The sequence below is a fragment of the Mycolicibacterium setense genome, from assembly GCF_000805385.1.
Classification (GTDB): domain Bacteria; phylum Actinomycetota; class Actinomycetes; order Mycobacteriales; family Mycobacteriaceae; genus Mycobacterium; species Mycobacterium setense.
The window spans coordinates 715,983-741,543 of sequence record NZ_JTJW01000005.1 but is presented as its reverse complement, the minus strand read 5'-3'; the positions used below and the strand labels follow the sequence as shown (position 1 = coordinate 741,543).

Here is a 25,561-nt window from a genome sequence, read left to right as displayed (position 1 = left end):
TCGGGAGACGCGGTGACGGGCCCGCGGGCACGGGTGGCGCGCGGCGGGCTGCTGTTCTTCGCCGTCGTCTCCGCTGTCCTGGGAGTTGTCATCCTGGCCGTCCCCGAGTCGTTCTTTGCCCTGTCCTGGGTCAATCTCGGGATGCCGTACAACCCGCATCTCATGCTCGACTACGGGGCCATGAATCTGGCATTGGCGATTCCACTGGCGGCATCGGCCCTGACAGCAAATCCGTTGGCCGTGCGCAGCGGACTGGCCTCGTACGCGGTGTGGTCGATCGCGCACCTGGTGATCCACCTGCGCTACCGCGCGCATCTCGCGGCGCACACCTCCGATGAGAACGCGACGGTGCTGTTGGCGATACTCGCCGTCGCGGTAGTGGTGTCGCTGGCGCTGTTCCTGCTCTCGCTCACCGATCGGGACAGCGGCGGCCTACCGCCGGGCGGCCGCCATCAGTGATGTAGCCGGCCTCAGGCCAGGCCCAGTTCCTGCATCCGGGACTGATGGGTGTTCTGCAGCCGGTCGAAGAACTCGGCCAACTGGGTCAGACCCTCACCACTGGACATCACCAGGTCGACGAGTTCGTCATGATCGGCCAGCACGAACTGCGCCTGGGTGACGGCCTCGCCGAGCAGACGACGCGCCCACAACGCCAGCCGATGCCGCTGCCGATCGCTGGCCGTCACCGCCGCACGCACCTCGGCGACCACGAACTGCGAATGCCCCGTTTCGGACAGCACCGCGCGCACCACCGTCGACACCGCCTCGGGCAGTGCATCGGCGATCTCGAGATAGAAATCGGCGGCGAGCGCATCGCCGATGTAGGTCTTGACCAATGCCTCCAGCCACGTGCTGGGTGTGGTCATCCGGTGGTAGTTCTCCAACGCCGACGCGTACTTGGTCATGGCCGGAACGACGTCAACTCCCCTGTGTTCCAACGCATCCCGCAACAGCTCGTAATGGCCCATCTCGGCGGCCGCCATACTCGCCATGTTGATCCGGCCGCGCAGATTCGGCGCCATGCGGGCCTCTTCGGTGAGCCGGTAGAACGCGGCGACCTCGCCGTAGGCCAGGACGGCGAACAGTTCATTGACCCCGGGATGATCCGCCGTCACGCCCGAATCGACCGGTTTGACGATCTGTTCCGTGGCAGGCCGAGGCGAATTCATGAGCCCAACTCTAGACGCCGTCAGAACACCGTGATCGGCTGGCAAATCGGCCCAGATCCCACGACCAGCTACAATGGCATTTGGTAACGGCTTCGAGCCGACAATTGAGCGCCCGAACCGCTACCAGGAAATGTGCGTGCACGCAGTTGGCCCGCCCTCTGGGAGCTGGGCCCAACGGATCGGCAGCGCCGAGGATACGAACCTTATCCGGGCGAACCCGACCGTTTCACCGTCAAACTCCGTGTGCGCTGGATGCCCGTGAGGTTTGACAGTGAAAGGCCACCTCTACCAACCATGACGCATGTAAATAAAACGTTTGCCGAACTCGGTGTCCGCGACGAAATCGTCCGCGCCCTGAGCGAAAACGGCATCGAACATCCCTTTGCCATCCAAGAACTGACCCTCCCGCTGGCACTGGCCGGCGACGATCTGATCGGTCAGGCCCGCACCGGTATGGGCAAGACCTTCGCCTTCGGTGTCCCGCTGCTGCACCGCATCTCCACCGACCAGGCCCGCCCGCTCAACGGCACCCCTCGCGCCTTGATCGTGGTGCCCACCCGTGAGCTCTGCATTCAGGTCTATGGCGACCTCGCCGGAGCGGCCAAGTACCTGAGGGTCGACACCGAAGCGGGCAAGGACCGCAAGTTCTCCGTGACCTCGATTTACGGCGGCCGTCCCTACGAGTCCCAGATCGAGGCACTGCGCAACGGCGTCGACGTCGTCGTCGGCACCCCGGGCCGGCTGCTCGACCTGGCCCAGCAGGGCCACCTGCAGCTGGGCGGACTGTCCGTGCTGGTGCTCGACGAGGCCGACGAGATGCTCGACCTGGGCTTCCTGCCCGACATCGAACGCATCCTGCGGCTCACCCCTGACGACCGGCAGTCGATGCTGTTCTCGGCCACCATGCCCGACCCGATCATCACGCTGGCTCGCACCTTCATGAACCAGCCGACCCACATCCGGGCCGAGGCCCCGCACTCGGCGGCCACCCACGACACCACCGAACAGTTCGCCTACCGGGCTCACGCACTGGACAAATCCGAGCTCGTGAGCCGGATCCTGCAAGCCGAGGGCCGCGGCGCCACGATGATCTTCACCCGCACCAAGCGCACCGCGCAGAAGGTGTCCGACGAACTCGGCGAACGCGGGTTCAAGGTCGACGCCGTACACGGTGATCTCGGCCAGGGCGCCCGCGAAAAGGCCCTCAAGTCGTTCCGCTCCGGAACGGTGGACGTGCTGGTCGCCACGGATGTGGCGGCCCGGGGTATCGACATCGACGACGTCACGCACGTCATCAACTACCAGTGCCCCGAGGACGAGCAGGCCTACGTGCACCGCATCGGCCGCACCGGCCGCGCCGGCAAGACCGGTGTCGCGATCACCCTGGTCGACTGGGACGAACTGCCCCGCTGGGAGACGATCGACAAGGCGCTGAACCTGGGTTGTCCCGCTCCCGCCGAAACCTATTCCAGCTCGCCGCACATCTACGAAGAGCTCGGCATCCCGAGCGACGCCACCGGCCGGATCGGCGAAGCGCGCAAGCCCGCGCCCAAGCGCAGTGCCGACGAGAAGCGCATCTCCTCGGCGGATTCCGAGGACCGGCCCGCCAAGACCCGCAACCGCAGCCGTCGGCGCACCCGAGGCGGCCAGGCGGCCACCGGGCACCCCCAGGGCACCCCTGCGCCGGCAGCGAACGACGGCGATACCGCTCCGGCGACCGACGCGGACGCCGCGGACGAAACGTCCGCCAACGGACGTCGCCGCCGCCGGCGTCGTCCCCGGAAGACCGAGACCGCTACTGCCGGCTGACCGGCGAACGCCAGACAAGACCTGTCAGTGGTCAAACCCGAACGCCGCACCCGCGGCGACATGGCTGCCGCGGCGGCAATCGTCGCGGTCATCGCGGTGGTGGCCGGCCTGATCTGGTGGACCAGTGACGCCAGGGCCACCATCAGCAGGCCCGCCGCGTCACCGGTTCCCTACCTGACTCCGGCCCGCGAGGTTCCGGCAGGACTGCAACAGCTGTGGGTCGCCAACAGCCCGAAGACCACCGAACCCGTGCTCGCAGGTGGATCGGTGGTGACCGCCGACGGCTCCACCGTCGAGGGCCGCGACCCGGTCAGCGGAGCGGTGTTGTGGAGCTATGCCCGCGACCTCGAACTGTGCGGTGTGACGTCGGTGTATCAGAACGCGGTCGCCGTGTATCCAGACGTCCGCGGTTGCGGACAGGTCAGCACCGTCGACGGCAAGACCGGCAGACGCGGGCCGGCCCGCACCGCCTACGCCGACCCCGAGGTCCGGCTGTCCTCCGACGGGTCCACCGTGCTCTCGGCCGGGGACAGTCGCCTCGAACTGTGGCGTTCGGACATGGTCCGGATGCTCTCCTACGGCGCCCTCGACGCCCGCATCAAGCCGGACGTACCGGCTTCACCTGTGTGCCGGCAACTGTCGGCAGCAGCGAGTTCCTCGGCGGTCTCGGTGCTGGAATCCTGTCCGAAGAGCAAGTTCGTCCGGCTGACGCTGCTGCGCCCGGCCGACGAAGAGGACACGCCCGACGTGCGCTACGTCGAACTGCAGGACATCACCGAGGAGTCGGGGGCCCAGGTCGTCGCGGTGTCGGGCACCACGACCGCGGTGTACCTGCCCACGCCGAAGCCGATGGTCAACGTCATCGACGAGACCGGCAAGACTCTGGCCAGCCTGCCGCTGGCCAAGCCTGCCGCGCCGCAGTCGACGACCACCCGGAGCGGCGATCTGATCAGCTGGTGGACCGGTGACTCGGTGTTGGTCTTCAGTACCACCGGGACAGCGGGTCTGCAGTACAAGTACACCGTGACCCCAGCCGGACCGCATTTTCCCGTCGGGCCCGCCACGGTGATGGCGGGCCTGCTCGTGGTTCCGGTCAACGACGGTTACGACGTCTTCGATCAACAGACCGGCGCCGGACAGCGCCACATCGCGCTGCCGCGCACACCCAGTGTGTCGCCGGTAATTCCGGTGGCGGCCGGAGACACCCTGCTCGAGCAGCGGGGCACGCAACTGGTCGCGCTGGGCCCCGCATAGGACCCGGCCGCACGTCGGCTCAACCGATGTCGATCACGATCACGGTGGTGTTGTCGCTGCCGCCGGCATCGTTGGCCACCTGAACCAGCCGCTGCGCCGCGATCTCGGGTTCCTGATCCGTTGCGGCGACGGCGATCTCGGCCGTATCGGCTCCTGCGAACAAGCCGTCGCTGCTGATCAGCAGCCGGTCACCGGGACGGCAGTCGAGATCGAACAGATCCGGCCGGATGACGGGACCGATGCCCAGCGCCCGGGTGAGCAGATGCCGGTGCGGGTGAAAACGGGCCTCCTCCCGGGTGATCTCACCGGCGCGCACCAGCTCCCCCGAGACACTGTGATCGTCGGTGAGCTGATACATGACTCCTTCGCGAATCCGGTTCAGCGGCGAATCCCCGATGTTGATGGCCATGGGCCCGCCCTGCTCGTCACCGAACATCGCGACCACCGTCAGCGTCGCCCCAGAACTGGTGCCGGATGCGTTCACATGTGCGACGACCTGCTCGTTGGCCTGTTGGACCGCGCCGATCAAGCCGTCACGGTCGGGGGCGGCGGCGAATCCGGCGGCCAGCACCTCGAGCGCGATCCGGCTGGCTTGTTCACCGCCGGGTCCGAAACCGTCCGAGATCGCGTACAGAATGCCGTCGGCGAGCAGTGAATCCTGATTGCTCTCCCGTACCGGCCCCTGATCGGTTGCCGTCGCGGCCCGCAACACCGAAGCCATGCAGATCGTCCTCTCATCGGTCCGGCGGCCCCCTGCCGTCGGAGAAGCTTGAGCCAGCAGCGCGCCCCGAACCGCCCCGAGTGCCGCACGGCGGTGCGCATATTCGTCATCGAGTGCCGTCCGCCAGGCAGTCAGTTGCTGCTCGGTCGGATGCTCCAGGAATTCGGCGATTTCGGCGACCGGTATCTGAGCTCCGCGGAGCAACCCCACCGTGCGGGCCTGGGCAATCTGGTCGTGAGAGTAGTACCGGTAACCCGTCAACTCGTCGACCGCGGCCGGTGTCAATGCGCCCGAGGCCGCATACGAGCGCAACATCTTGGCCGACAACCCGGTCCGGGCCGCGAACTCTCCGATGCTCAGCAGGTCTTGGTTCATGTCGTCAGCATCGGGTCTGCCCGGCGGGCAAGGTCAAGGCCGGCCGCCCGCCTACACCACCTCGGGCGTGAAGGTGGGCAGCTTCTTGCCCGACTTCCAGTGTTTGAGCAGGGCCTGCGCCAGCTCGCGGTAAGCCAGCCCGCCCTTGCTCTTGCGGCCCGCCAGCACCGAAGAACCCGACGCGCTGGCCTCGGCGAACCGGACGGTGCGCGGAATGGGCGGAGCCAGCACCGGCAGCTGGTACCGATCGGCGACGTCCAGCAGCACGTCGCGGCTGTGGGTGGTGCGCGAATCGTAGAGCGTGGGCAACGCGCCCAGCAGCGCGAGATCGGGATTGGTGATCTGCTGCACGTCGGAGATCGTCCGCAGGAACTGCCCGACACCGCGGTGCGCCAGGGTTTCGCACTGCAACGGGACGATCACCTCGTCCGCGGCGGTCAGACCGTTGAGCGTCAAGACACCCAGCGATGGCGGACAGTCGAGGATCACCACATCAAAATCGGATTCGACCTTGGCCAGGGCCCGCTTGAGGGCATATTCCCGCCCGGCCCGCATCAACAGCATGGCCTCGGAGCCCGCCAGGTCGATGTTGGCCGGCAGCAGCGTCATCCCCTCGGCCGTCTCGACCAGGGCCGCCCCCGGCTCGACGTCGCCGAGCAGTACTTCGTGCACCGACACCGGCAGCTTGTCCGGATCATGGCCCAATGAAAACGTCAGACAGCCTTGCGGATCCAGATCGACCAGCAGTACGCGCTTCCCCTGCTCGGCCATCGCCGCGCCCAGCGACGCCACCGTCGTCGTCTTGGCTACCCCACCCTTTTGATTGGCGACCGCTAATACTCGCGTCACACCTTCATCCAAGCACGCTCTCGGCGGCATTGCCGGAACGTGGGGCAGAATCGCCGGTGTGAGCGACCGCCTACACCGCCTGATCCTGCTCCGCCACGGCGAGACCGAGTGGTCAGCGAGCGGCAGGCACACGGGCCGCACCGAGCTGGATCTCACCGAGACCGGACGTGAACAAGCCGAGCTGGCCCGCCCCGCACTTGCCGAACTGCAGCTGAGCAACCCGCTGGTGATCAGTAGCCCGCGGCGCCGCGCGCTGGTCACCGCCGAACTGGCCGGCCTGCACGTCGATGAGGTCAACGCCGTGCTGTCCGAGTGGGATTACGGCGACTACGAGGGACTGACCACACCGCAGATCCGCGAGACCGTGCCCGATTGGCTGGTGTGGACTCACGGTTGTCCGGGAGGTGAGACCGTGGCACAGGTGAGCACCCGTGCCGATCAGGCCGTCGCGCTGGCGCTGGAACATGTGCCCACCCGCGATGTGGTGTTCGTCGGGCATGGGCATTTCTCCCGCGCGATGCTGACCCGCTGGGCGGAACTGCCGGTGGCAGAAGGAATCCGGGTGTCGATGGTGCCCGCATCTCTGGCGGTATGCGGCTTCGAGCACGGCGTGCGCCAGATCACCGCGCTCGGCCTGACCGGGCACCCCAACCCGTGCCTGTCGCTGTGAACCCCTCGTTCGTGCTGGCCGGCCCGACCGGTGCCGTCCTGGCCGAGGGCATCAGCACCGGCTTCGCCGATATCGCCGACGCCCAGGCAGCACTGCGCGCGGGAACGCCAATTGTGCTGGGCGCCTTGCCATTCGATTTGACCGCACCGGCCGCCCTTTACGCGCCGCAGGCGGTTCAATTCGGCGAGGCACTGCCGGAATGGGACGCGAGCCCACCCCCAGCGGTGCTGGACCGCGAAACGCTGCCGCCCGGGCCGGTGCACCGCGCGAGGGTGGCCGAGGCGATCCGTCGGCTGCGGGACCCGGAGATCCCGCTCGACAAGGTGGTGCTGGCCCGCGCGTTGCGGCTTTCCGCGGATTCCGCATGGGACGTGTGCGGTGTGCTTCGCAGGCTGGCCGACGCCGACCCGGCCGCCACGGTCTATCTGGCGGACCTGTCCCCGGCGGGAGCAGCCCACGCCGGCACCGTGCTGGTGGGCGCGAGTCCGGAATTGCTGGTGGCGCGCGAGGGCGAGACGGTGATCTGCCAGCCGTTCGCCGGGTCGGCACCACGATCGCCCGATCCCGAGATCGACGCGGCCAATGCGGCCGCGCTGGCCGCCTCGGCGAAGAACCGGCACGAGCATCAATTGGTGGTCGACATGATGCGTCAGGCGCTGGACCCGTTGTGCGCGGAACTGGAGATCGCCGAGGAACCCCAGTTGCACGGCACCGACGCGCTGTGGCACCTGAGCACGCCGGTCGTTGGACGATTACGCGAAAGGCACACCACGGCAATCGATCTGGCGCTGGCATTGCATCCGACGCCGGCCGTCGGCGGCGTTCCGAACGACCGCGCAGCTGCGCTGATCTCCGAGTTGGAGGGCGATCGCGGGTTCTACGCGGGCGCCGTCGGCTGGTGTGACAGCAACGGTGACGGACGGTGGGTGGTCTCGATCCGCTGCGCGGTGTTGTCCGCGGACCGGCACACCGCCCTGGCCAGTGCCGGCGGCGGTATTGTCGCCGAATCCGATCCAGATGACGAAGTCGACGAGACCACCACCAAATTCAGGACCATCCTGACGGGACTAGGGGCGACATGAGCGACGCTTGCGAGCGAATCATCGGCCGGCCATGCGGCGACGGAGCCTGCGAGGGCGTCGCATGAGCGACGCTTGCGAGCGAATCATCAGCCGGCCATGCGGCGACGGAGCCTGCGAGGGGGCCGCATGAGCGAGTTGATCCGCCGGGCACGGCCCGGCGACGAAGTCGAGATCACCGCGATGGTTCGGGAGCTGGCCGAGTTCGAACGAGCCTCCGATGAGTGCACCGTGACCGAACAGCAGATGCACACAGCGCTTTTCGGTGACCATCCGGTGGCGTACGCCCACATGGTCGAGGTCGACGGGCACGTCGCCGCGACCGCGGTCTGGTTCCTCAACTTCTCCACCTGGGACGGCGTGGCCGGGCTCTACCTGGAGGACCTCTACGTGCGCCCGGCGTTCCGGCGCCGCGGCCTGGCCCGGAAACTGTTGTCCGCCTTGGCCGCCGAATGCGTCGAACACGGCTACACTCGCATGACCTGGGCGGTGCTGAACTGGAATGTCAACGCCATCGCGCTCTATGACGCCGTCGGCGGCAAGCCACAGACCGAGTGGACCACCTACCGGGTATCGGGCGCCGAACTTTCGGCGTTGGCCGGCGAGTCGGCCCACGGCAGCTGAGCAGTCGACTAGCGCTCATTCGAATCTGCGGTGAGGGCACAGAATGTCGAGAACGACGCGCCCTCAGCGCAGAGTCGATGCACAGTTACGGCCGGCGAGCCCCGTAGCTAACTGCGCCGGGTGATCCAGTCCACCGATGACGGGCTGAACAGCAGACCCAGCGTCACCAGCGCGAGTAATCCGACCAGCACGCCGTACACGACGTGGTGCGAGGTGATCACGTACCAGGCCACGGGCAGCAGCAGCAGGTTGGTCATCACCGCGATCCCCCGGCCCCAGCGCCGGGCGGTGATCAGCGCCCATCCTCCGGCGAGCACCCCGCCACCGATCAGCACGAACCAGATCGCGGTGCCGTAACCGCTGACGATGTGCTGGTCGGCACCGCCGACCGCGCGCACCAGCAGCACGACCGCCATGATCAGCGCGGCGACTCCTTCGGCGGCGGTCAGAAAACCTGCGTACCGGATGGACGGAGGCTGGATCACGACTGCCGCTCCGCGAGGTAGCGCACCGCGTACTCATATCCGGCCGGACCCGCTCCGGCGATCACCACCTGCGCGACGGCCGACACGTACGAGTGGTGCCGGAACGGTTCCCGGGTGTGGATGTTGCTCAGGTGCACTTCTACGACCGGCAGTTCGGCGGCACTCAGCGCGTCGCGGATCGCCACCGAAGTGTGGCTGTAGGCCGCGGGATTGATAATGATGCCCACGCAGTCACCACGCGCCGCCTGGATCGCGTCGACGAGCACGCCCTCATGGTTGCTCTGCACCGCGCGGACCTCGAAGCCGAACCCGGCGGCTACTTCGGCCACCCGCTGCTCGATCTGAGCCAGGGTGGTGGATCCGTAGATCTCGGGCTGACGGGTGCCGAGCATGTTGAGATTCGGCCCGTTGACGAGCAGTAAACAGGGCTTGTCCGAGCGTGCGGTCACCCGTAGTACGGTACCGACGCTCGCGCCGCTGACCGCAAGGCGCACCGGCACACCGGCCGTGCCGTTGGCGCCGGTTCACGACGTCGAGATCGACGCCAGGGTTGTGGTTGGGCAAAATCCACAGCCCTCACGTCGAATTCGGCGTACGGGACGGGTGCGGATGGCGCACGGGACGGCTGGAGATACTGAACGGCGTGTCGAGCGTCAACTCCTGCCCGTGCGGTACCGGCCGCGCCTACATCGAGTGCTGCGGACCGCTTCACACCGGCGCCCGCACCGCCCCGACGGCCGTCGCACTGATGCGGTCGCGGTTCAGCGCGTTCGCCGTCGGCGACATCGGCTACCTGCTGTCCTCCTGGCATCCCGACACCCGCCCCGCCGAGCTGGAACTCGACGAGGCGATCACCTGGCGCCGGCTGCAGATCGTCGACACCGACGCGGGCGGAGAAGGAGATGCCGTCGGCATCGTCGAATTCCGTGCCCAGTACGTCGACGGCGGCGGCAGGCACATCCTTCATGAACGAAGTCGTTTCGAGCGGGTGAAGGGCGAGTGGCGCTACCTCGACGGGGAGCTCTACAAATAACGCCCGTACACCTCGCCCGGTTAGGCTCATGCCCCGTGCGTGCCGTGCTGATCGTCAACCCGAACGCCACCTCGACCACCCCTGCGGGTCGTGACCTGCTCGCCCATGCGCTGGAAAGCCGGGTGACGCTGACCGTCGAACACACCAACCACCGTGGTCACGCCATCGAGATCGCCCGTGACGCCACCCGTGATGGTGTCGATGTGCTGATCGTCCACGGCGGCGACGGCACGGTCAACGAGGTGGTCAACGGCGTCCTCGGGGACTGTGGCGGCACCCGTCCCGATGCCGGCGTGGCCCCGGCGGTCGCCGTCGTCCCGGGAGGTTCGGCCAACGTCTTCGCCCGTGCGCTGGGCATCAGCCCCGATCCCATCGAGGCCACCAACCAACTCGTCGACCTGCTCGGCGGTTACCGGATGGGACGTCCGTGGCGCCGGATCGGCCTGATGGACTGCGGCGAGCGCTGGGGCGTGTTCACCGCGGGGATGGGTGTCGACGGCGACGTGGTGGCGGCCGTGGAGGCCCAGCGCGAAAAGGGACGCAAGGTCACCGCATCGCGCTATATCCGGGTGGCCGTGCGCGAGATGCTGGCCAGCGCGCGCAAGGAACCGATCCTGACGCTGCATCTGCCGGGCGCCGACCCCGTAGCCGGGGTGCACTTCGCCTTCGTGTCGAACTCGAGTCCGTGGACGTATGCGAACGCCCGCCCGGTGTGGACGAACCCCGAAACCACGTTCGATACCGGCCTTGGCGTGTTCGCCATCACGAGCATGAACATATGGGCGAATCTGCGGCTGGTCCGGCAGATGGTGGCACGCAAACCACGCCTTGCCGCCAAGCATCTGATCCGTGACGACGACGTGTCATCGGTGACCGTGACGAGCAACACGCCTGTGGCCTGCCAGATCGACGGAGATTACATCGGCACGCGCGAAACTATGACGTTCACGTCGGTTCCCGAGGCGCTGAGCGTCGTCGCACCCACGAAGAAAATTGATTGACCTGCGCAAACACACCGCTTAGGGTGGAATTAGGGCGCAGCTGAATCCAGAGTGTAGTACACAGGAGTGAGGCTTCCGGTCACCGCCCCACCCAGTGACTTTGCCCACGTGTTAACTCAATGCTATTGACATCTGTTCAGCCTGTGAAAGCATCGATGCAACAGTGCAGAAACATTCGTGTGCACGCGTTAACAGCCGAAGAAAATCTAGTGCGCTTCGCCGCGCACGCATGACATGTCTAACGAGGAGTTTGATCTTATGGATTGGCGCCACAAGGCCGTCTGTCGCGACGAAGATCCGGAGCTGTTCTTCCCCGTGGGAAACAGTGGCCCGGCGCTTGCTCAGATCGCCGACGCGAAGCTGGTGTGCAACCGGTGCCCCGTGACCACTGAGTGCCTCACCTGGGCCTTGGACTCCGGCCAGGATGCCGGCGTGTGGGGCGGGATGAGCGAGGACGAGCGTCGCGCGCTCAAGCGCCGCAACGCCCGCACCAAGGCCCGCACCGGAGTCTGAGCTTCCTCAGACCTCGACACAAGCTATGGCCCCGACGAATGTCGGGGCCATAGCTTATTTTTGCGGCATTTATCGATAGCAAATTGCGTAATGGTCGTCACATTTCGCATTGGCTGGTTGCGTAATTACTTCATTGGTACTGATGTCCCACTGTGGACATCCTGTGAACCACTCACTGGATCCCCCGGCCGCGGCGGCCGATCGGCACCCTCAGCACCACGTCGGTGCCGCCCGAGGCGACCTCGTGCATGCCCAGCGACCCGTCCAATTCGGCGGTCACGAGCGTCCGGACGATCTGTAGGCCCAACCGGTCGGACTTCTCCAGGCTGAACCCGTCCGGCATCCCACGCCCGTCGTCGTGCACCACGACGTCGAGCCAGCGTGCCGACCGCTCGGACCTGATGGTGACGCATCCCTGGGCCGTGTTCGCGTCGAAGGCGTGCTCGATGGCGTTCTGGACCAATTCGGTGATCACCATGATCAGCGCGGTCGCGCGATCGGCGTCGAGCACACCGAGGGCGCCCTCCCGGTTGATCCGGATCGGGGTGTCCACCGAGGCGACGTCGTTCATGATCGGCAGGATCCGGTCGATCACCTCGTCGAGGTTGACCTCCTCATCGACCGACATCGACAGCGCGTCGTGCACGAGCGCGATCGAGGACACCCGTCGGACCGATTCGATCAGGGCCTCGCGGGCCTCCACATTGTTGGTGCGGCGCGCCTGCAGCCGTAGCAGGGCTGCCACGGTCTGCAGATTGTTCTTCACCCGGTGGTGGATCTCCCGGATGGTCGCATCCTTGCTGAGCAACGCGCGGTCACGCCGTTTGACCTCGGTGACGTCACGGATCAGGACGGCTGCGCCCACCGCGGTGCCGTGCACCACCAGCGGGAGGGTCCGCAACAGCACCGCCGCACCGCCTGCGTCGACCTCCATACGCATGCTGGAGCCGCCGGCCAGCGAGTCGCGCACATGGTTGGCCAGTTCCTGGGCCTCGAACGGGTCGGAGATCAGCGGCCGGGTGACGGTGACCAAATTGTGCCCGTCGAGCTCGGAGGCCAGGCCCATGCGGTGATAGGCCGAGATGGCGTTGGGGCTGGCGAACACCACGTCGCCGACCTCGTCGAGGCGGATGAACCCGTCACCCACCCGCGGGCTGGAACGCGACATGGCCAGATCGCCGACATTGGGAAAGGTGCCCTCGGACAACATGTGCAGCAGGTCGCTCGCGCAGTCCAGGTAGGCACCCTCAAGCGGACTGGCCATGCGACGGGCGGCCAACGCGGTCTGGTGCGTCAGGACCGCGACGACGTGATCTTGGTGCCGCACCGGCACCGCTTCCACGTTCAGACCGGGCAGATCCGGCGAATGCCGTTGTGTACCACCATTTCCCCGCCCGATCGCACCGGACTCGAAGGCAGTTGTGACCACAGGAAGATCGGCGGCCGCCGCCAGCGAGCCGACCGAATCGGCGAGCAACACCGTCGGTGCGGTGTTCGGGCGCACCTGGGCGACACACACCAGGACGCCGTCGTCGCGGCGGACCCACATCAGGTAGTCGGCGAACGACAGGTCAGCCAGCAGCTGCCACTCCCCGACCACCGCGTGCAGGTGGTCCACCGCACTGCCCGGCAGCACGGTGTGCTCAGCGAGCAGGTCACCGAGGGTGGACATCAGCCAGCGCTTCGCAAGCGTCAGTCGATAACCGCGATCAGGTGGCCCGCCTGGATGACGTCGCCCTCGGCGACATTGACCTTGGTCACAGTGCCCGCGACCTCGGCCAGAACCGGGATCTCCATCTTCATCGACTCGAGCAGCACCAGGGTGTCCCCCGCACCGATCTGATCGCCCTCGTGAACCACGACCTCAAGCACACTGGCCACGATTTCGGCGCGAACGTCCTCGGCCATCTTCACCCCACTTCACTCCGGCTGCTACCCGACTACTTGTGCGGCCTATATCGAACCACAACACCGGGTGGTCAGCGGCGCCGCCGGGTCATGAGACACTAGGGGGCAAGCTCTTACACCATCTGGAGGATCATCATGGCCAAGCGTGGCCGCAAGAAGCGGGACCGCAAGCACTCGAAGGCGAACCACGGCAAGCGCCCCAACGCCGGTTCGAAGTCAGTGCGCTAGCCATTTCGGCTTGACTTGACCGCCCGACTCCCTTCGGAGATCGGGCGGTTTGTCGTCGAACCCACCTGGGGATACGCGGCGTGTCAGCCCTGGATGATCGTGGTCCGGCTGATCTGGATCCGCAGCCGCTCCCGCAGGCCTTCCGGGGCCTTTTCGCCGCTGCACTTGGCCGCGATCAGTCGCTTGACCCGCTCCTCGACCCCGTAGTGACGCAGGCAGGCCGGGCATTCTTCGAGGTGGTGCTTGAGCTTGTCACGGCTTTCGGGCGTGCATTCGCCATCGAGCAGCGTCCATACCTCCGCGATCACCGCAGCACAATCGGGATGCTCGGGATCGACGGGACCGATCGGCGGAGTCCAGCGCTCGCCCTCATCGTGCTTGTCACTCATGACGAGACCTCCTCCGGCTCACCAAGCTGCTGACCTCGGATGAAGCCACGATCCCTGGCCACATCCGCCAGCAGCTCGCGCAGCTGCTTACGACCGCGGTGCAGTCGGGACATCACCGTCCCGATGGGAGTATCCATGATCTCGGCGATCTCCTTGTAGGGAAAGCCCTCGACGTCGGCGTAATACACCGCCATCCGGAATTCCTCGGGCAGTGCTTGCAGCGCTGCCTTGATCTCGGTGTCGGGCAGCGCCTCCAGCGCCTCCACCTCCGCCGAACGCAGGCCGGTCGAGGAATGCTCGGCATTGGCGGCCAGCTGCCAATCGGTGATCTCGTCCGTCGGGTATTCAGCGGGCTGGCGCTGCTTCTTGCGGTAGCTGTTGATGTAGGTGTTGGTCAGGATGCGGTACAGCCACGCCTTGAGGTTGGTGCCCTCGCGGAATGACCGGAACCCGGCATACGCCTTGACCATGGTTTCCTGCAGCAGGTCCTCGGCGTCGGCGGGGTTGCGGGTCATCCGCAGCGCGCCGCCGTACAGCTGGTCCAGCAGCGGAATGGCATCACGTTCGAACCGCGCGGTCAGCTCGGCATCGGTTTCGGCAGGAGGCTGCGGCGCGTCAGGCTCGGCCTGCTCGACGTCAGTCATCGTGGGAAACACCTTCCCTTCTGTCGCGGCGCCACCAACAGGCGCGGAATACCACTGGGTATCCGCCGGCCGTTCCAGGCATACGGTTGGCACCAGAATCCTCCTTAGATCCTAGAGCGTGCTACCGACAAGTAGCGCTGAGCAGGTGTCGAGAGCAATAACAGCATGTAGGGGCCACTGTGTTCCCGGCGTGCCCGGCGTGCCCCCGGCTACCCTGTGCCGATGGCACGCGCAGCGACCCCGGCCATCGCCGCCCTGGTGGCAGCAGGTATCGACCATGAGGTGGTGCAGTACCACCACGATCCGCGCAACGAATCCTTCGGTGCTGAGGCGGTGGCCGAACTCGCCGCGGCCGGTTTCGCCGCCGAACAGGTTTTCAAGACACTGGTCATCGCCTTGCCCAAGGGCCTGGCAGTGGCGGTGCTACCGGTGCCGACCAAGCTTTCTCTCAAGGCCGCGGCCTCGGCGCTCGGAGTGCCGAGGGCCGAGATGGCCGACCCTGCCGCAGCGCAGCGCTCCAGCGGCTACGTGGTCGGCGGCATATCCCCGCTGGGACAACGCAAACCGTTACCGACCGTTGTCGACACCTCGGCGCTCGCCTTCGACAAGGTGCTCTGCAGCGCGGGAAAACGGGGCTGGGATGTCGCGCTGGCCCCAGAGGACCTGATCCGCGCGACAACGGCGGTGACAGCCGATATCGCCGTGACCGCCTGAACCCCTGCCTGCCATGCGGCACCGGCATGTCGCAAACGGAAATCTGTCGGTGTGCGAATGCGTGATTTACACCACGCCGCATGCCAGATTGCATGTACCCGACAAGGAAGGCGGGTGCACATGACGATCAGCGTGGCCGAACGAGCGGAACTGGCCGCCGCGGTCTCCGGGTTGCTGCACGACGAATGCACCGAGGGCGACGTGCGCCGGGTGATGGGCACCGACGAGGCCTTCGACCGCGAGTTGTGGCGCAAGCTCGCGGCCCAGGGCGTCACCGGTCTGTTGGTCGCCGGCGAGTTCGGGGGCGTCGGCCTCGGTGCTCTCGAGCTCGAGGCCGTCGCCGAAGCGACCGGGGCCGCGCTGCTGCCCGCTCCGTTCCTGTCCAGTGCGGTGCTGGCGTCGGCACTGATCGGTGAGGCCGGCACGGGAGACGACAAGCGGCGCCTGCTTCCGGGCCTGGTCGAGGGAACCTCGGTGGCGACCGTCGCGCTGACCGGCTCCCGGGGCACCTGGGCGCCGGAGGGCGTCGCGGTCCGCGCCTCCTGTGAAACAGGCCCGGATTACACCCTCAGCGGCAATGCCCACTATGTGCTCCACGGTCAGGTTGCCGACGTGATCCTGGTCGTCGCCCGCACCAACGGAGACTTCGGCGTTTTCCAGATCGAACCAGATGCCGACGGCTTCGAGCGCACGGCCGCAACGGTTTTCGACCCGACGGTGCCCCTGTCGACGTATACCTTCGACGCCACACCGGCCCGGCGGATCGGCACTGCCGGATGGGACGCGGTGCGGCACGCCCTCGACCTCGCATCGATCGCGCTGGCCGGCGAACAGGTCGGCGGGGCGCGGCGGATCTTCGACATCACCGTGGACTACCTCAAGACCCGGATCCAGTTCGGCCGCCCCATCGGCAGCTTCCAGGCCCTCAAGCACATGGCCGCCGACCTGCTGTTGCAGGTGGAATCAGCCACCTCGGCCGCCCAGCACGCGGCCGCAGAGTTGGCATCCGGTAGCGAAAAAGCCGGCGGGGCAATCGCTCTGGCCGGATTCGCCTGCGCCGAGGCCTACCACACGACCGCCATGTCGGCCATCCAGATGCACGGCGGCATCGCATTCACCTGGGAACACCCGGCTCACCTGTTCCTGCGCCGGGCCCGCACCGGCCTGCAACTGTTCGGTAGCTCGGAACTGCACCGCGAGCGCTACCTCACCTCGAAAGGTGCCTGAAGATGACCGCCGACCTGCCCAGCGCCGATGAACTGCGCACCGAGGTGCGCGACTGGCTCGCCCAAAACTGGTCCGGGCTACCGAAATCCACCGATCCGTGGGTCAGCTCCCCCGAGCGGGTGGCATGGCTGCAGAAGGTGCTCGACGCGGGCTACGCCGTGCCAACCTATCCGAGCCAATGGTTCGGACGGGAGTACCCGAACGCGCTCGCGGCGGTCGTCGAACAGGAGTTCCGGGCCGTCAAGGCCCCGGGTGCCCGCCAGGACAAATACAGCATCCCGGCGAACACCGCGCTCACATTCGGCACCGAGCGACTCAAGAACGATCTGCTGCGTGACTTCCTGACCGAGCGGGCCCGCACCTGTCTGCTCTACAGCGAGCCCGGAGCCGGATCCGATCTGGCCGCCGTGCGCACCACAGCGGTGCGCGATGGCGACGAGTGGGTGGTCAACGGCCAGAAGGTGTGGACGTCGGGGGCCACCACGGCCCAATACGCACTGCTGATCGCCCGCACCGACTGGGACGTGCCCAAGCACAAAGGCTTGAGCTTCTTCATGATTCCGATGCGCCAGCCCGGTATCGACGTCCGGCCGCTGGTCCAGATCACCGGGGAATCGCACTTCAACGAGGTGTTCATCACCGACGCACGGGTGTCCGACGCCTATCTGCTGGGTGGCGAGGGCAACGGGTGGCGGGTGCTGCAGACCGCACTGGCCTATGAGCGGTCGATCATGGGCGACGCCGGGCGCGGCTCACGCAACCGGACCCGGGCCGACGATCTCATCGGCCTGGCCCGCGACCACGGCCGGCTGGACGATCCGGCGGTGCGCAGGGAACTGGCCAACGTGCTGGCGTTGCGGGAGCTCAACGCACTCAACAACGCTCGCGCCAAAGCCGCTGCGACACAAGGAACATCAAGCTCGATCATGTCACTGGGCAAGCTCGCGATGTCGAACATCCTGCATTCGGAGGCGCGGCTCAAAACCGAGATCATCGGCGCGGAGGCGCTTTTGGCCGGGCCCGAGAACCCCGAGGCCGACGACATCAACTTCCTCACCCTCAACGCGTTCTTCACCTCGATCGGCGGCGGCACCGACCAGATCCAGCGCAACATCATCGGTGAGCGGGTCCTCGGTCTGGCCAAGGAGCCCGAGGTCGATCGCGACATCCCGTTCCGCCAGGCCCGTCGGAGCTGACCGCGATGGCCAACCCCGTCAACCCCCTCAACCCCGCCGCCTACGACCCACCCCTGGCCGGGGTTCGGATCCTCGACCTGTCACGCGGCCCGATGACCGCGGTGGGCCGGCTACTGGCCGACCTCGGTGCCGCGGTCACCCAGGTGCACCTGCACGGCGTCACCGAGAAACCCGCCGAGCCCCTTGGCATCGGGGTCGATGCCGACTCCGTGGCCATCGCGATCAACCGACACGGGATACCCACCGTCGTCCTCGATCCGGCGGCACCCGGCGACCAACGTCGATGGGTCCAACTGCTGGCCGGAGCCGATATCCTGATCGAGAACACCGCGCCCGGCTCCCTCGCTGAAAAGACCTTGGCAGCGCATAACATTCACGCTGAGCACCCGAGCCTGGTGATCTTGTCCATCAGCGATTTCGGCCGCGACACCAGCTACCGCGGCTGGCAAGCCACCACCCCGGTGCTGCATGCGCTGACCAGCGAGCTGTCCCGCTCGGGCATTCCGGGGCGCGAGCCCCTGGTACCGCCTGCCGCGCAACTCCCCTACCACGTGGCGGCGGCACAGGCCGCCGTGATGACCGTCAGCGTGTACCTCGACCGATTACGTACGGGCGAAGGCGATCTCATCGATTTCTCGATCCTGGACGGGGCCATGCAAACGCTCGATCCGCCGTACGGGACAGCAGGCACCGCCTCGGCCGGGGTCGCGCTCAGCGCGCAACGACGCGACTGGAAGGCCGAACAGCTGCGGTACCCGATCATCGCGTGCAAGGACGGTCACGTGCGGATCTGCCTGCTGGCAAAACGCCAGTGGCACAGCATGTTCGAATGGATGGGCCGGCCCGAACAGTTCGCCGATCCATCCTTCGACCGGCTGCGGGTACGGCTCAGCTCGCCGGAACTGATGGCCGCGATCGGGCGGTTCTGCGCCGGGCAGACCCGGGCCGAACTGGAAATTGCCGGCCAGCGTCACGGGGTCCCCACCGCGGCGGTGCTGACTCTGGCCGAAACCCTCGGCACCGAGCAGGTCGAGAGCCGTGGGTTCTTCCACGAAGTCGAACTGGCGCCCGGCATCCCGGCACCGGTGCCTGCGGGTGTCGTCGAGATCGATGGGCACCGCGCCGTCGCACCGCCGCGCTCCGAACGGGCGCGACGCATCGATGTCGCCCCGATCCTGGCCGCCCGCGGGCGTCGCAACGAAGGCCTTCCGCTGGAAGGCGTACGCGTGCTCGATCTCGGCGTCATCGTCGTCGGATCCGACACCGGGCGGCTGTTCGGCGATCTCGGCGCCGATGTCATCAAGATCGAGAACTCGGCATTCCCGGATGGACTGCGCGGCAACCTGACCGCGATGTCCCAGACCTACGGCGCGGGCCACCGCAACAAACGCTCGATCGGCATCGACCTGCGGACACCGCGGGGCCGCGCCCTGGCACACGAACTGGCCGCGGTGTCCGACGTCGTGCTCACCAACTTCAAACCGGGTGTGGCCGAGACGCTGGGAATGGACTTCCAGAGCTTGCGGGAGCTGAATCCGGGCATCGTGGTGGTGGACAGTTCGGCGTTCGGCCCCACCGGCCCGTGGGCGAAGCGGATGGGCTACGGCCCGCTGGTACGGGCGGCCGCCGGGTTCACCGACCTGTGGGTGTACCCCGACGAGCCGGAATCCTTCTGCGACACGGTCACCGTCTACCCCGACCACGTGGCTGCCCGGATCGGTGTACTCGGGGCTCTCGGCCTGTTGTTGCGCCGGGAACGCACGGGCACCGGCGGGTCGGTCAGCGTCGCGCAATCAGAGGTGATGCTGAGCCACCTGGCCGGCGAGATCGCTGCCGACGTCATGGTGCGGCGCGGGCACGAGCCTTCGGTTCAACCGGCCCACGGTGCAACGTGGGGCCTGTTCCCGGCCGCCGGCGAGGACCGGTGGCTTGCCGTCACCGTGCGCGACGACGCCGACTGGTGCGCGCTCTGTGCGGTGATCGACCGTCCGGATCTCGGTGCCGACGTGCGACTGCGCACCCGCACCGGACGCGACGCCCACCGCGGCCGCATCGATGAGGCCGTGCGTGCGTGGTCATCACAGCGCCCGGCGGCCGAAGCGATGGATCTGCTGCAGGCGGCCGGTGTGCCGGCCGGCGCCGTGCTGCGTGCCGTGGAAGTCGCGGAATGGGACTACTACGTGCAGCGACGCGCATTCCGCGAGGAACTCCATCCCTACGCGGACGAGCCGTTCACGATGGAGAACGTACAGATCCATTCGGATCGCATCGCTGACCCGCCGCTGCTGCAGGCGCCGCTGCTCGGCGAGCAGACCCGGGAGATCGCCGCCGAACTGCTCGACATGGATGAGGCAGGCATCGATGAGCTGATCGCCGCCGGCGTGTTCGAGGTTCCCCAACGCGCGCAACCGGCGGGGCGCTGATCACCCGTCTCGTACGATTCGTGGGCACACCCCTCGAACAGCCCTCGAATCGCCGGAAATGACCGCATGGACTTCACCAGACTCTCCTACTTCGTGGCGGTTGCCGAGGAACTGCACTTCAAGCGGGCCGCCGACCGGTTGATGATCACGCCGCCACCGTTGAGCAAGCAGATCAAGCTGTTGGAGAAGGAACTCGGCGGGCAGCTGTTCGAACGCAACTATCACGAGGTCCGCCTCACTCCGCTGGGCGCCAAGCTGCTCGGTCCCACTCGCGAGATCCTGCGGCAGATTGATGAGTTGAAGGCCACCGCGGTACGGCTCACCGAGGGAGCCACGACGGTCCGGGTGGGCGCAACCGCTTACGCGCCATCGGATTTCGTCGCAGAGGTCGAGGCCGCCGTCGCCGGCCTGCCTGTGCCGACCGAGTTCAGTGTTCCCGGATCGGCCGCGGAGGTCACGGCCAAGCTGGTGTCCGGCCACCTCGACCTCGGGCTGATCCACCTGCCCACGTCCGACAAACGGCTGCGATACCGCGTGGTGGCCACGTTCGGCGGTGCCGTGGCAGTGCGATTCGACGATCCGCTGGCGGCCGAGGACCTGGTGTCGATCGAGGATTTGCGCGATCGCGACGTCGTGATCGACTTCGCCCGCCCCAATCCCGTCATGCTGGCCGGCCTGACCCGTGCGCTCAACGCCCGCGGGGTGACTCGCATCGTGCGGACCACCAACCAGTTCGGCGGTGAACTGGAGATGGCTGCCCAGGTGTCCAACCGCCACCTCGTCGCGCTGGTGCCCTACGCACCCGAATCACTGATCGGCAAGATCTTCTCGCCGCCGGAGTTCACGCTGGTGCCCATCGACGAGAGCACCTGGGCACCGGCGCGGATCGCCTTGGCCTGGGTGCCCGATCGCCTGAAGGACCCGGCAGAGATGGAGGCGCTGGTGGCTCAGCTCGCGCCGGTATTGGTCCGCGGGCGGCCGCAGTAAGGTGTTCACGGTGATGCCGATGATGGTGGGCGCAACTGTGGCCTCGAGTGTCGCCGCACTGGCGGCACTCCTGGGAACGTCCGCGCCCGCACCGCAGATTCACCTGGTCGACGACTCCATCCCGATGACCCAGGGTGACGGCTCGCTCGCCGACGGGCAGGTCCTGACACCGTTCGACGTGCAGAACCCGGCCATCGGCCGGCTGGAACCGCGGCTACTGGCCGCCATCCAGAACGCCGCCACCGCCGCGGCCGCCGAGGGCGTGACCATGACGATCAACTCGGGCTGGCGGTCGGCGGAGTTCCAGCAGTCGCTGCTCGATCAGGCGGTGCAGACGTACGGCAGCCTTGCAGCCGCACGGCAGTACGTGCAGACCCCGGCCGCGTCCCGGCATGTCACCGGCGAGGCGGTCGATGTCGGTGGCCCGCAGGCTGATCACTGGTTGATCGCCAACGGCGCGCGATTCGGGCTGTGCCAGATCTACGCCAACGAGCTGTGGCACTTCGAACTGGTCGCCGACCCGGCGGGCGTGTGTCCCCCGCTGCAGCCCGACGCCGCGGGCTGACCTAGTCGGTGACCGGCACCATGTCGGCGCCGCAGGTGCACTTGTAGTTGCTTTCGGGGCCTTTGCAATGGCATTCGGACTCGACGCGGATCCGGCACCCACAGCCCTCGTGAGCACAGGTCAGCACGGTGCCTGCCGGGACAACGCTCATGTCTCCTCCAGTTTCGTCTGCACGGTGGACCAGTCCCATCGTCCCTCTTGCGGTAGCGCTGAACCGGCGAAATCAATACAAGTCGGTCGGCCTATCGTGTCCCTATGACTCTGTCCGGGAAGACCATGTTCATCTCCGGCGCCAGCCGCGGTATCGGTTTGGCGATCGCCAAGAAGGCCGCTGCTGACGGCGCCAACATCGCACTGGTCGCCAAGACCGCCGAGCCACATCCCAAGCTCGAAGGCACCGTCTACACCGCGGCCAAGGAGATCGAGGACGCCGGCGGCCAAGCCCTGCCGATCGTCGGTGACGTCCGCGACGGCGACTCCGTGGCCGCCGCAGTCGCCAAGGCCGTCGAGCAGTTCGGCGGCATCGACCTTTGCGTCAACAACGCCTCTGCCATCAACCTGGGCTCGATCGAGGAAGTGCCGCTCAAGCGCTTCGACCTGATGAACGGCATCCAGATCCGCGGCACCTACGCGGTGTCGCAGGCCTGCATCCCGCACATGAAGGGCCGCGAGAACCCGCACATCCTCACCCTGTCCCCGCCGCTCCGGCTCGAGTCCGAATGGCTCAAGCCGACTGCCTACATGATGGCCAAATTCGGAATGACGTTGTGCGCGTTGGGCATCGCCGAAGAAATGCGGGAGGCAGGCATCGCCTCCAACACGCTGTGGCCGCGCACCCTGGTGGCCACCGCCGCGGTGCAGAACCTGCTGGGCGGTGACGAGGCGATGGGCCGCGCCCGCAAACCCGACGTCTACGCCGACGCGGCGTACACGATCTTCAACAAGCCCGCGCGCGAGTACACCGGGCAGAGCCTGCTGTGCGAGGACGTCCTGCTGGAAAACGGCGTCACCGATCTGTCGGTCTACAACTGTGTGCCCGGCTCCGACCTCGGCGTCGACCTGTGGGTGGACACCCCCAACCCGCCCGGATACACCGGCCCGTAGGCCGGCCCCGGAAATCGCCAGGAGTTTGCCCGCCTGGCGAGCGACAAGTCAGCGACAACCTGAAAATGGTTGCTGGGCTGGCAACATGTAGATAGAATCGAACATGTGTTCGAATTGCTCGATCGGTCGGCGCTCGGTGAATTCACTGACGCCGCACTGATCGACGCCCTCGACCACCGCACCCGCACCGAGGCCCGCGCAGCGGCTCAACGCCTGGCCATCATCGCCGAAATCGTGGCCCGCCACTGCGACGAGGAAGACGACGAATCCGCCTACCGCGCCATCGACGGCTGGGAAATCGCCACCGCCGCGGTCAGCGCTGCCTGCAATCTGAGCCGTGGCGCCGCCGCCGCCCAGATGCGCATCGGTCAAGCCCTACGCGAACGCCTGCCCAAAATCGCCGCCGTCTTCGCCCGCGGACAGATATCGGCCAAAGTTGTCTCCACCATCACCTGGCGCACCCAACTCATCGTCGAGCAGGACGCCCTCGGGTTGATCGACACCGCCCTGGCCGGTGCCGCCACCACGTACGGAGCGCTCTCGTCGGCCAAGGCTGAACAAGCCATCGATGTGTGGGTGGAGAAATTCGACCCGGCCGCCGTCCGCAGAACCCGCACCGCTGCCCGTGAGCGCGACATCCACTTCGGCGACGCCGAGGATCCCAATGGCACCGTCTCCATCTGGGGACGCCTATTGGCCACCGACGCGGCGCTGATCAAAACCCTGCTCAACGCCATGGCCCGCGGAGTCTGCGATGACGATCCACGCACCATCGGCCAACGCCGCTCCGATGCCCTCGGCGCCGTCGGCGCCGGGGCCGACCACCTCACCTGCCAATGCGGCAACCCCGACTGCGACGCCACCGGCATCGATCCCCGCTCCCGTGCCGTGGTGATCCACCTCCTCGCTCAGGTGCTGCCCCAGTGGGCTGCCGACAGCGCCGAGGGTGAGGCCCGCGATGAGGGCCCGGGCGCAGACACCGACACCGACGAGGCGGGCAGCGAGCGTGGCGACGAAGCCTACTCGAATGCCGCGGTCGAGACCCCTGCCGAGCAGTCCACCCAGGCTCCAACGCCCCGGGACCCACGCATCCACGGCAAACCCGACCAGAGCGAGTTGGCCGCCGACCGCACACCGGCAGTCACCGGCGGCCCCGCGGTCATCCTCGGCGGCGGGATCGTGCCCGCACCCTTACTCGCCGAATTGATCGCGACGGGCGCCACAGTCAAGTACCTCAGCGGCGCCGACGCCCTCAGCGCCCAGCGCAGTTACCGGCCTTCAACGAAACTGGCGGCCTACGTACAGATGCGCGACCTGGTGTGCATGTTCCCCGGCTGTGGCGTTGCGGCCGATCGCTGCGACCTCGACCACAGCACGCCGTGGCCGGCCGGTGCCACCCATCCCGGCAACCTCGGGCCAAAATGCCGGACCCACCACCTCATCAAAACTTTTCAGACCGGCGCGGGTGGGTGGACCGATGTTCAACATCCCGACGGCAGCCATACGTGGACCGCACCCACCGGTCACACTTACCACACCACGCCGTTCAGCCGAATCCTGTTCCCCCAGTGGGCCACCCGCACCCCCGCCCCACCAACCGGACCGGCCCCCACAGCCGCCGCCGACCGAAGCATGAGGATGCCGGTCCGCCAACGCACGCGCCAACAATCCCGCACTCAACGCATCAACACCGAACGCCGGCTCAACACCGAACTGGACAAACCCCCGCCCTGCTGATCGAACCCGGTCACGTCGCGCATCTTGCTGCGCTCGCACAGGCATGCCGCGAACTAGTCTCGTCTGCATGCCTGACCCACAGCCCACGAACTGGGCCGCCGGCCGATACGAGGCCGTTGCCGAACAGATCGCCGTCATCGCCCGTGAGGTGGTCACAGCGGCCGACCGGCTTCAGCCCCTCCGTGGCACCGCGCTCGTCGACCTGGCCTGCGGCACGGGAAGCGCTGCGCTGGCTGCCGCTGATACCGGAGCCCGGGTCACCGGGGTGGATCTCACCGCAGAGCTGATCGCCATCGCCAAAACGCGCCCCGGAGCCGACACGGTGCAGTGGGTGGTCGCCGATGCCGCACACACCGGCCTGCCCACGAGCGGCTTCGACACCGTGGTGTCGAACATGGGCATCATCTTCGTCGAACCCACCAGCCTGATCGCCGAGGTCGTCCGACTGCTGGCGCCAGGCGGGTTGTTCGCGTTCTCGACCTGGGTGCGCGACGAGGCGGGCAGCCCGTTCTTCACGCCCATCGTGGAAACCCTGGGCCGGCCGCCCGCGTCGGTGTATTCGCCCGATCAGTGGGGCGACCGGGAGATCGTGCAGTCGCGGCTGGCTGCCCAGTTCGACCAGGTGCATATCGAAACTGACTCGCACACCTGGCGATTCGACTCCGTCGAGTCCGCGGTGCGGTTCATCGCGGACGAATCGCCGATGCACGTCGACCTGCTGAGCCGACTGGACGAGACGACACGCGCCCGATTACTCGATGCCTTCACCGCCGCCCTGCGGGCGCAGGCCGACGGCGAGGGTCGCGTCGCCTTCGGCGCGCCGTATGCAGTGGTGTCCGCACGCCGCAAAGCGTGAA

Annotated in this window: 29 protein-coding genes; 19 read left to right on the top strand and 10 right to left on the bottom strand. The window is 67.2% G+C overall.

Annotated features, from left to right (window positions below; genetic code table 11):
- Positions 1 to 12: 12 nt before the first annotated feature.
- Positions 13 to 459: a hypothetical protein gene (locus QQ25_RS29730; RefSeq protein ID WP_131546139.1), complete on the top strand. Its 447-nt coding sequence runs from the start codon at positions 13 to 15 to the stop codon at positions 457 to 459.
- Between the two features lie 11 nt (positions 460 to 470).
- Here the strand turns inward: QQ25_RS29730 and QQ25_RS09895 are convergent, their stop codons facing one another.
- Positions 471 to 1,169: a ferritin-like fold-containing protein gene (locus tag QQ25_RS09895; RefSeq protein ID WP_039317666.1), complete on the bottom strand. Its 699-nt coding sequence runs from the start codon at positions 1,167 to 1,169 to the stop codon at positions 471 to 473.
- A gap of 294 nt (positions 1,170 to 1,463) precedes the next feature.
- Here QQ25_RS09895 and QQ25_RS09890 point away from each other — a divergent pair, with 294 nt between their 5' ends.
- Positions 1,464 to 2,978, top strand: coding sequence for a DEAD/DEAH box helicase (locus QQ25_RS09890; protein ID WP_039378440.1), 1,515 nt, complete (start codon positions 1,464 to 1,466; stop codon positions 2,976 to 2,978).
- Between the two features lie 27 nt (positions 2,979 to 3,005).
- Positions 3,006 to 4,232 carry an Rv3212 family protein gene (locus tag QQ25_RS09885; protein WP_039378439.1) on the top strand — a complete coding sequence of 409 codons (1,227 nt, stop codon included), beginning with the start codon at positions 3,006 to 3,008 and terminating at the stop codon, positions 4,230 to 4,232.
- A 19-nt stretch (positions 4,233 to 4,251) separates the two neighbouring features.
- Here QQ25_RS09885 and QQ25_RS09880 read toward each other — a convergent pair whose 3' ends face one another.
- Positions 4,252 to 5,328, bottom strand: a complete 1,077-nt coding sequence (locus QQ25_RS09880; protein WP_082017475.1) for a MerR family transcriptional regulator — start codon at positions 5,326 to 5,328, stop codon at positions 4,252 to 4,254.
- Positions 5,329 to 5,379: 51 nt separating this feature from the next.
- Positions 5,380 to 6,207 carry a ParA family protein gene (locus QQ25_RS09875; protein ID WP_082017474.1) on the bottom strand — a complete coding sequence of 276 codons (828 nt, stop codon included), beginning with the start codon at positions 6,205 to 6,207 and terminating at the stop codon, positions 5,380 to 5,382.
- Positions 6,208 to 6,235: 28 nt separating this feature from the next.
- On the opposite strand from QQ25_RS09875, the gene QQ25_RS09870 reads away from it, so the two are divergent.
- From QQ25_RS09870 to QQ25_RS09860, 3 genes are all read left to right on the top strand, one after another.
- A complete protein-coding gene (locus QQ25_RS09870) occupies positions 6,236 to 6,847 on the top strand; it encodes an acid phosphatase (protein WP_039378438.1) in 612 nt (203 codons plus the stop codon).
- Complete coding sequence (locus QQ25_RS09865) at positions 6,844 to 7,929, top strand: isochorismate synthase (RefSeq protein WP_039378436.1); 1,086 nt, start codon at positions 6,844 to 6,846, stop codon at positions 7,927 to 7,929. Before QQ25_RS09870 ends, QQ25_RS09865 begins: the two co-directional genes overlap by 4 nt.
- Before the next feature lie 126 nt (positions 7,930 to 8,055).
- Positions 8,056 to 8,550 carry a GNAT family N-acetyltransferase gene (locus QQ25_RS09860; protein ID WP_039378435.1) on the top strand — a complete coding sequence of 165 codons (495 nt, stop codon included), beginning with the start codon at positions 8,056 to 8,058 and terminating at the stop codon, positions 8,548 to 8,550.
- Positions 8,551 to 8,657: 107 nt separating this feature from the next.
- Here QQ25_RS09860 and QQ25_RS09855 read toward each other — a convergent pair whose 3' ends face one another.
- Together QQ25_RS09855 and aroQ are read right to left on the bottom strand one after the other, a co-directional pair.
- Positions 8,658 to 9,035 carry a hypothetical protein gene (locus QQ25_RS09855; protein WP_101906214.1) on the bottom strand — a complete coding sequence of 126 codons (378 nt, stop codon included), beginning with the start codon at positions 9,033 to 9,035 and terminating at the stop codon, positions 8,658 to 8,660.
- Complete coding sequence (gene aroQ / locus QQ25_RS09850; protein WP_039318534.1) at positions 9,032 to 9,484, bottom strand: type II 3-dehydroquinate dehydratase; 453 nt, start codon at positions 9,482 to 9,484, stop codon at positions 9,032 to 9,034. The genes QQ25_RS09855 and aroQ overlap by 4 nt, the downstream gene beginning before the upstream one ends.
- A gap of 194 nt (positions 9,485 to 9,678) precedes the next feature.
- On the opposite strand from aroQ, the gene QQ25_RS09845 reads away from it, so the two are divergent.
- The 3 genes from QQ25_RS09845 to whiB1 all read left to right on the top strand — a co-directional run bounded on the left by QQ25_RS09845 (position 9,679) and on the right by whiB1 (position 11,582).
- Positions 9,679 to 10,068: a YchJ family protein gene (locus QQ25_RS09845; protein ID WP_039318532.1), complete on the top strand. Its 390-nt coding sequence runs from the start codon at positions 9,679 to 9,681 to the stop codon at positions 10,066 to 10,068.
- 35 nt (positions 10,069 to 10,103) lie between these two features.
- The gene (locus tag QQ25_RS09840; RefSeq protein ID WP_039317648.1) at positions 10,104 to 11,069 is read left to right on the top strand and encodes a diacylglycerol/lipid kinase family protein; all 966 of its coding nucleotides are present in this window, start codon (positions 10,104 to 10,106) and stop codon (positions 11,067 to 11,069) included.
- Between the two features lie 258 nt (positions 11,070 to 11,327).
- Positions 11,328 to 11,582 (top strand): transcriptional regulator WhiB1, encoded by a 255-nt coding sequence (whiB1, locus tag QQ25_RS09835; RefSeq protein ID WP_003882795.1) that lies wholly within the window; start codon positions 11,328 to 11,330, stop codon positions 11,580 to 11,582.
- A gap of 172 nt (positions 11,583 to 11,754) precedes the next feature.
- Here whiB1 and QQ25_RS09830 read toward each other — a convergent pair whose 3' ends face one another.
- Positions 11,755 to 13,254, bottom strand: a complete 1,500-nt coding sequence (locus tag QQ25_RS09830; protein ID WP_039317641.1) for a two-component system sensor histidine kinase PdtaS — start codon at positions 13,252 to 13,254, stop codon at positions 11,755 to 11,757.
- Between the two features lie 20 nt (positions 13,255 to 13,274).
- A complete protein-coding gene (locus QQ25_RS09825; RefSeq protein ID WP_039317638.1) occupies positions 13,275 to 13,490 on the bottom strand; it encodes a biotin/lipoyl-binding carrier protein in 216 nt (71 codons plus the stop codon).
- 135 nt (positions 13,491 to 13,625) lie between these two features.
- On the opposite strand from QQ25_RS09825, the gene QQ25_RS31630 reads away from it, so the two are divergent.
- The gene (locus QQ25_RS31630) at positions 13,626 to 13,718 is read left to right on the top strand and encodes a 50S ribosomal protein bL37 (protein ID WP_003882799.1); all 93 of its coding nucleotides are present in this window, start codon (positions 13,626 to 13,628) and stop codon (positions 13,716 to 13,718) included.
- A gap of 83 nt (positions 13,719 to 13,801) precedes the next feature.
- Here QQ25_RS31630 and rsrA read toward each other — a convergent pair whose 3' ends face one another.
- Both rsrA and QQ25_RS09810 read right to left on the bottom strand, forming a co-directional pair.
- On the bottom strand, positions 13,802 to 14,107 hold the full coding sequence (rsrA, locus tag QQ25_RS09815; protein ID WP_039317635.1) for a mycothiol system anti-sigma-R factor: 306 nt from the start codon (positions 14,105 to 14,107) through the stop codon (positions 13,802 to 13,804).
- Positions 14,104 to 14,751 (bottom strand): sigma-70 family RNA polymerase sigma factor, encoded by a 648-nt coding sequence (locus QQ25_RS09810; RefSeq protein WP_039317632.1) that lies wholly within the window; start codon positions 14,749 to 14,751, stop codon positions 14,104 to 14,106. Before QQ25_RS09810 ends, rsrA begins: the two co-directional genes overlap by 4 nt.
- A gap of 222 nt (positions 14,752 to 14,973) precedes the next feature.
- On the opposite strand from QQ25_RS09810, the gene ybaK reads away from it, so the two are divergent.
- The 6 genes from ybaK (at position 14,974) to QQ25_RS09780 (ending at position 21,863) form a co-directional block, all read left to right on the top strand.
- The gene (gene ybaK, locus QQ25_RS09805) at positions 14,974 to 15,465 is read left to right on the top strand and encodes a Cys-tRNA(Pro) deacylase (protein ID WP_039317629.1); all 492 of its coding nucleotides are present in this window, start codon (positions 14,974 to 14,976) and stop codon (positions 15,463 to 15,465) included.
- A 120-nt stretch (positions 15,466 to 15,585) separates the two neighbouring features.
- Positions 15,586 to 16,692: an acyl-CoA dehydrogenase family protein gene (locus QQ25_RS09800; protein ID WP_039378433.1), complete on the top strand. Its 1,107-nt coding sequence runs from the start codon at positions 15,586 to 15,588 to the stop codon at positions 16,690 to 16,692.
- Between the two features lie 2 nt (positions 16,693 to 16,694).
- Positions 16,695 to 17,888 carry an acyl-CoA dehydrogenase family protein gene (locus QQ25_RS09795; RefSeq protein WP_039378431.1) on the top strand — a complete coding sequence of 398 codons (1,194 nt, stop codon included), beginning with the start codon at positions 16,695 to 16,697 and terminating at the stop codon, positions 17,886 to 17,888.
- A gap of 5 nt (positions 17,889 to 17,893) precedes the next feature.
- Positions 17,894 to 20,311: a CaiB/BaiF CoA-transferase family protein gene (locus QQ25_RS09790; protein ID WP_039378430.1), complete on the top strand. Its 2,418-nt coding sequence runs from the start codon at positions 17,894 to 17,896 to the stop codon at positions 20,309 to 20,311.
- A 66-nt stretch (positions 20,312 to 20,377) separates the two neighbouring features.
- Positions 20,378 to 21,298: a LysR family transcriptional regulator gene (locus QQ25_RS09785; RefSeq protein WP_039378428.1), complete on the top strand. Its 921-nt coding sequence runs from the start codon at positions 20,378 to 20,380 to the stop codon at positions 21,296 to 21,298.
- Between the two features lie 19 nt (positions 21,299 to 21,317).
- Complete coding sequence (locus QQ25_RS09780; RefSeq protein ID WP_039318495.1) at positions 21,318 to 21,863, top strand: M15 family metallopeptidase; 546 nt, start codon at positions 21,318 to 21,320, stop codon at positions 21,861 to 21,863.
- A 1-nt stretch (position 21,864) separates the two neighbouring features.
- Here QQ25_RS09780 and mymT read toward each other — a convergent pair whose 3' ends face one another.
- Positions 21,865 to 22,014: a copper-binding metallothionein MymT gene (gene mymT, locus QQ25_RS09775; protein ID WP_039318493.1), complete on the bottom strand. Its 150-nt coding sequence runs from the start codon at positions 22,012 to 22,014 to the stop codon at positions 21,865 to 21,867.
- 104 nt (positions 22,015 to 22,118) lie between these two features.
- On the opposite strand from mymT, the gene QQ25_RS09770 reads away from it, so the two are divergent.
- From QQ25_RS09770 to QQ25_RS09760, 3 genes are all read left to right on the top strand, one after another.
- Positions 22,119 to 22,967 (top strand): SDR family oxidoreductase, encoded by an 849-nt coding sequence (locus QQ25_RS09770; protein ID WP_039378427.1) that lies wholly within the window; start codon positions 22,119 to 22,121, stop codon positions 22,965 to 22,967.
- A gap of 105 nt (positions 22,968 to 23,072) precedes the next feature.
- Positions 23,073 to 24,704 carry an HNH endonuclease signature motif containing protein gene (locus QQ25_RS09765; RefSeq protein ID WP_052235728.1) on the top strand — a complete coding sequence of 544 codons (1,632 nt, stop codon included), beginning with the start codon at positions 23,073 to 23,075 and terminating at the stop codon, positions 24,702 to 24,704.
- A 67-nt stretch (positions 24,705 to 24,771) separates the two neighbouring features.
- Entirely contained in the window at positions 24,772 to 25,560 is a 789-nt protein-coding gene (locus QQ25_RS09760) for a class I SAM-dependent methyltransferase (RefSeq protein WP_039378426.1), read from the top strand.
- Position 25,561: the final 1 nt, after the last annotated feature.

What these genes read in the sequence shown, in the direction of transcription:
- QQ25_RS09895 (WP_039317666.1), bottom strand. Translation starts at nt 1,169, where the DNA reads ATGAATTCGCCTCGGCCTGCCACGGAACAGATCGTCAAACCGGTCGAT.
- QQ25_RS31630 (WP_003882799.1), top strand. Translation starts at nt 13,626, where the DNA reads ATGGCCAAGCGTGGCCGCAAGAAGCGGGACCGCAAGCACTCGAAGGCG.
- QQ25_RS09830 (WP_039317641.1), bottom strand. Translation starts at nt 13,254, where the DNA reads ATGTCCACCCTCGGTGACCTGCTCGCTGAGCACACCGTGCTGCCGGGC.
- QQ25_RS09810 (WP_039317632.1), bottom strand. Translation starts at nt 14,751, where the DNA reads ATGACTGACGTCGAGCAGGCCGAGCCTGACGCGCCGCAGCCTCCTGCC.
- QQ25_RS09825 (WP_039317638.1), bottom strand. Translation starts at nt 13,490, where the DNA reads ATGGCCGAGGACGTTCGCGCCGAAATCGTGGCCAGTGTGCTTGAGGTC.
- QQ25_RS09780 (WP_039318495.1), top strand. Translation starts at nt 21,318, where the DNA reads ATGATGGTGGGCGCAACTGTGGCCTCGAGTGTCGCCGCACTGGCGGCA.
- ybaK (WP_039317629.1), top strand. Translation starts at nt 14,974, where the DNA reads ATGGCACGCGCAGCGACCCCGGCCATCGCCGCCCTGGTGGCAGCAGGT.
- QQ25_RS09770 (WP_039378427.1), top strand. Translation starts at nt 22,119, where the DNA reads ATGACTCTGTCCGGGAAGACCATGTTCATCTCCGGCGCCAGCCGCGGT.
- rsrA (WP_039317635.1), bottom strand. Translation starts at nt 14,107, where the DNA reads ATGAGTGACAAGCACGATGAGGGCGAGCGCTGGACTCCGCCGATCGGT.
- QQ25_RS09880 (WP_082017475.1), bottom strand. Translation starts at nt 5,328, where the DNA reads ATGAACCAAGACCTGCTGAGCATCGGAGAGTTCGCGGCCCGGACCGGG.
- QQ25_RS09890 (WP_039378440.1), top strand. Translation starts at nt 1,464, where the DNA reads ATGACGCATGTAAATAAAACGTTTGCCGAACTCGGTGTCCGCGACGAA.
- QQ25_RS09760 (WP_039378426.1), top strand. Translation starts at nt 24,772, where the DNA reads ATGCCTGACCCACAGCCCACGAACTGGGCCGCCGGCCGATACGAGGCC.
- QQ25_RS09860 (WP_039378435.1), top strand. Translation starts at nt 8,056, where the DNA reads ATGAGCGAGTTGATCCGCCGGGCACGGCCCGGCGACGAAGTCGAGATC.
- whiB1 (WP_003882795.1), top strand. Translation starts at nt 11,328, where the DNA reads ATGGATTGGCGCCACAAGGCCGTCTGTCGCGACGAAGATCCGGAGCTG.
- QQ25_RS09785 (WP_039378428.1), top strand. Translation starts at nt 20,378, where the DNA reads ATGGACTTCACCAGACTCTCCTACTTCGTGGCGGTTGCCGAGGAACTG.
- QQ25_RS09800 (WP_039378433.1), top strand. Translation starts at nt 15,586, where the DNA reads ATGACGATCAGCGTGGCCGAACGAGCGGAACTGGCCGCCGCGGTCTCC.
- QQ25_RS09875 (WP_082017474.1), bottom strand. Translation starts at nt 6,207, where the DNA reads ATGCCGCCGAGAGCGTGCTTGGATGAAGGTGTGACGCGAGTATTAGCG.
- mymT (WP_039318493.1), bottom strand. Translation starts at nt 22,014, where the DNA reads ATGAGCGTTGTCCCGGCAGGCACCGTGCTGACCTGTGCTCACGAGGGC.
- QQ25_RS09795 (WP_039378431.1), top strand. Translation starts at nt 16,695, where the DNA reads ATGACCGCCGACCTGCCCAGCGCCGATGAACTGCGCACCGAGGTGCGC.
- QQ25_RS09790 (WP_039378430.1), top strand. Translation starts at nt 17,894, where the DNA reads ATGGCCAACCCCGTCAACCCCCTCAACCCCGCCGCCTACGACCCACCC.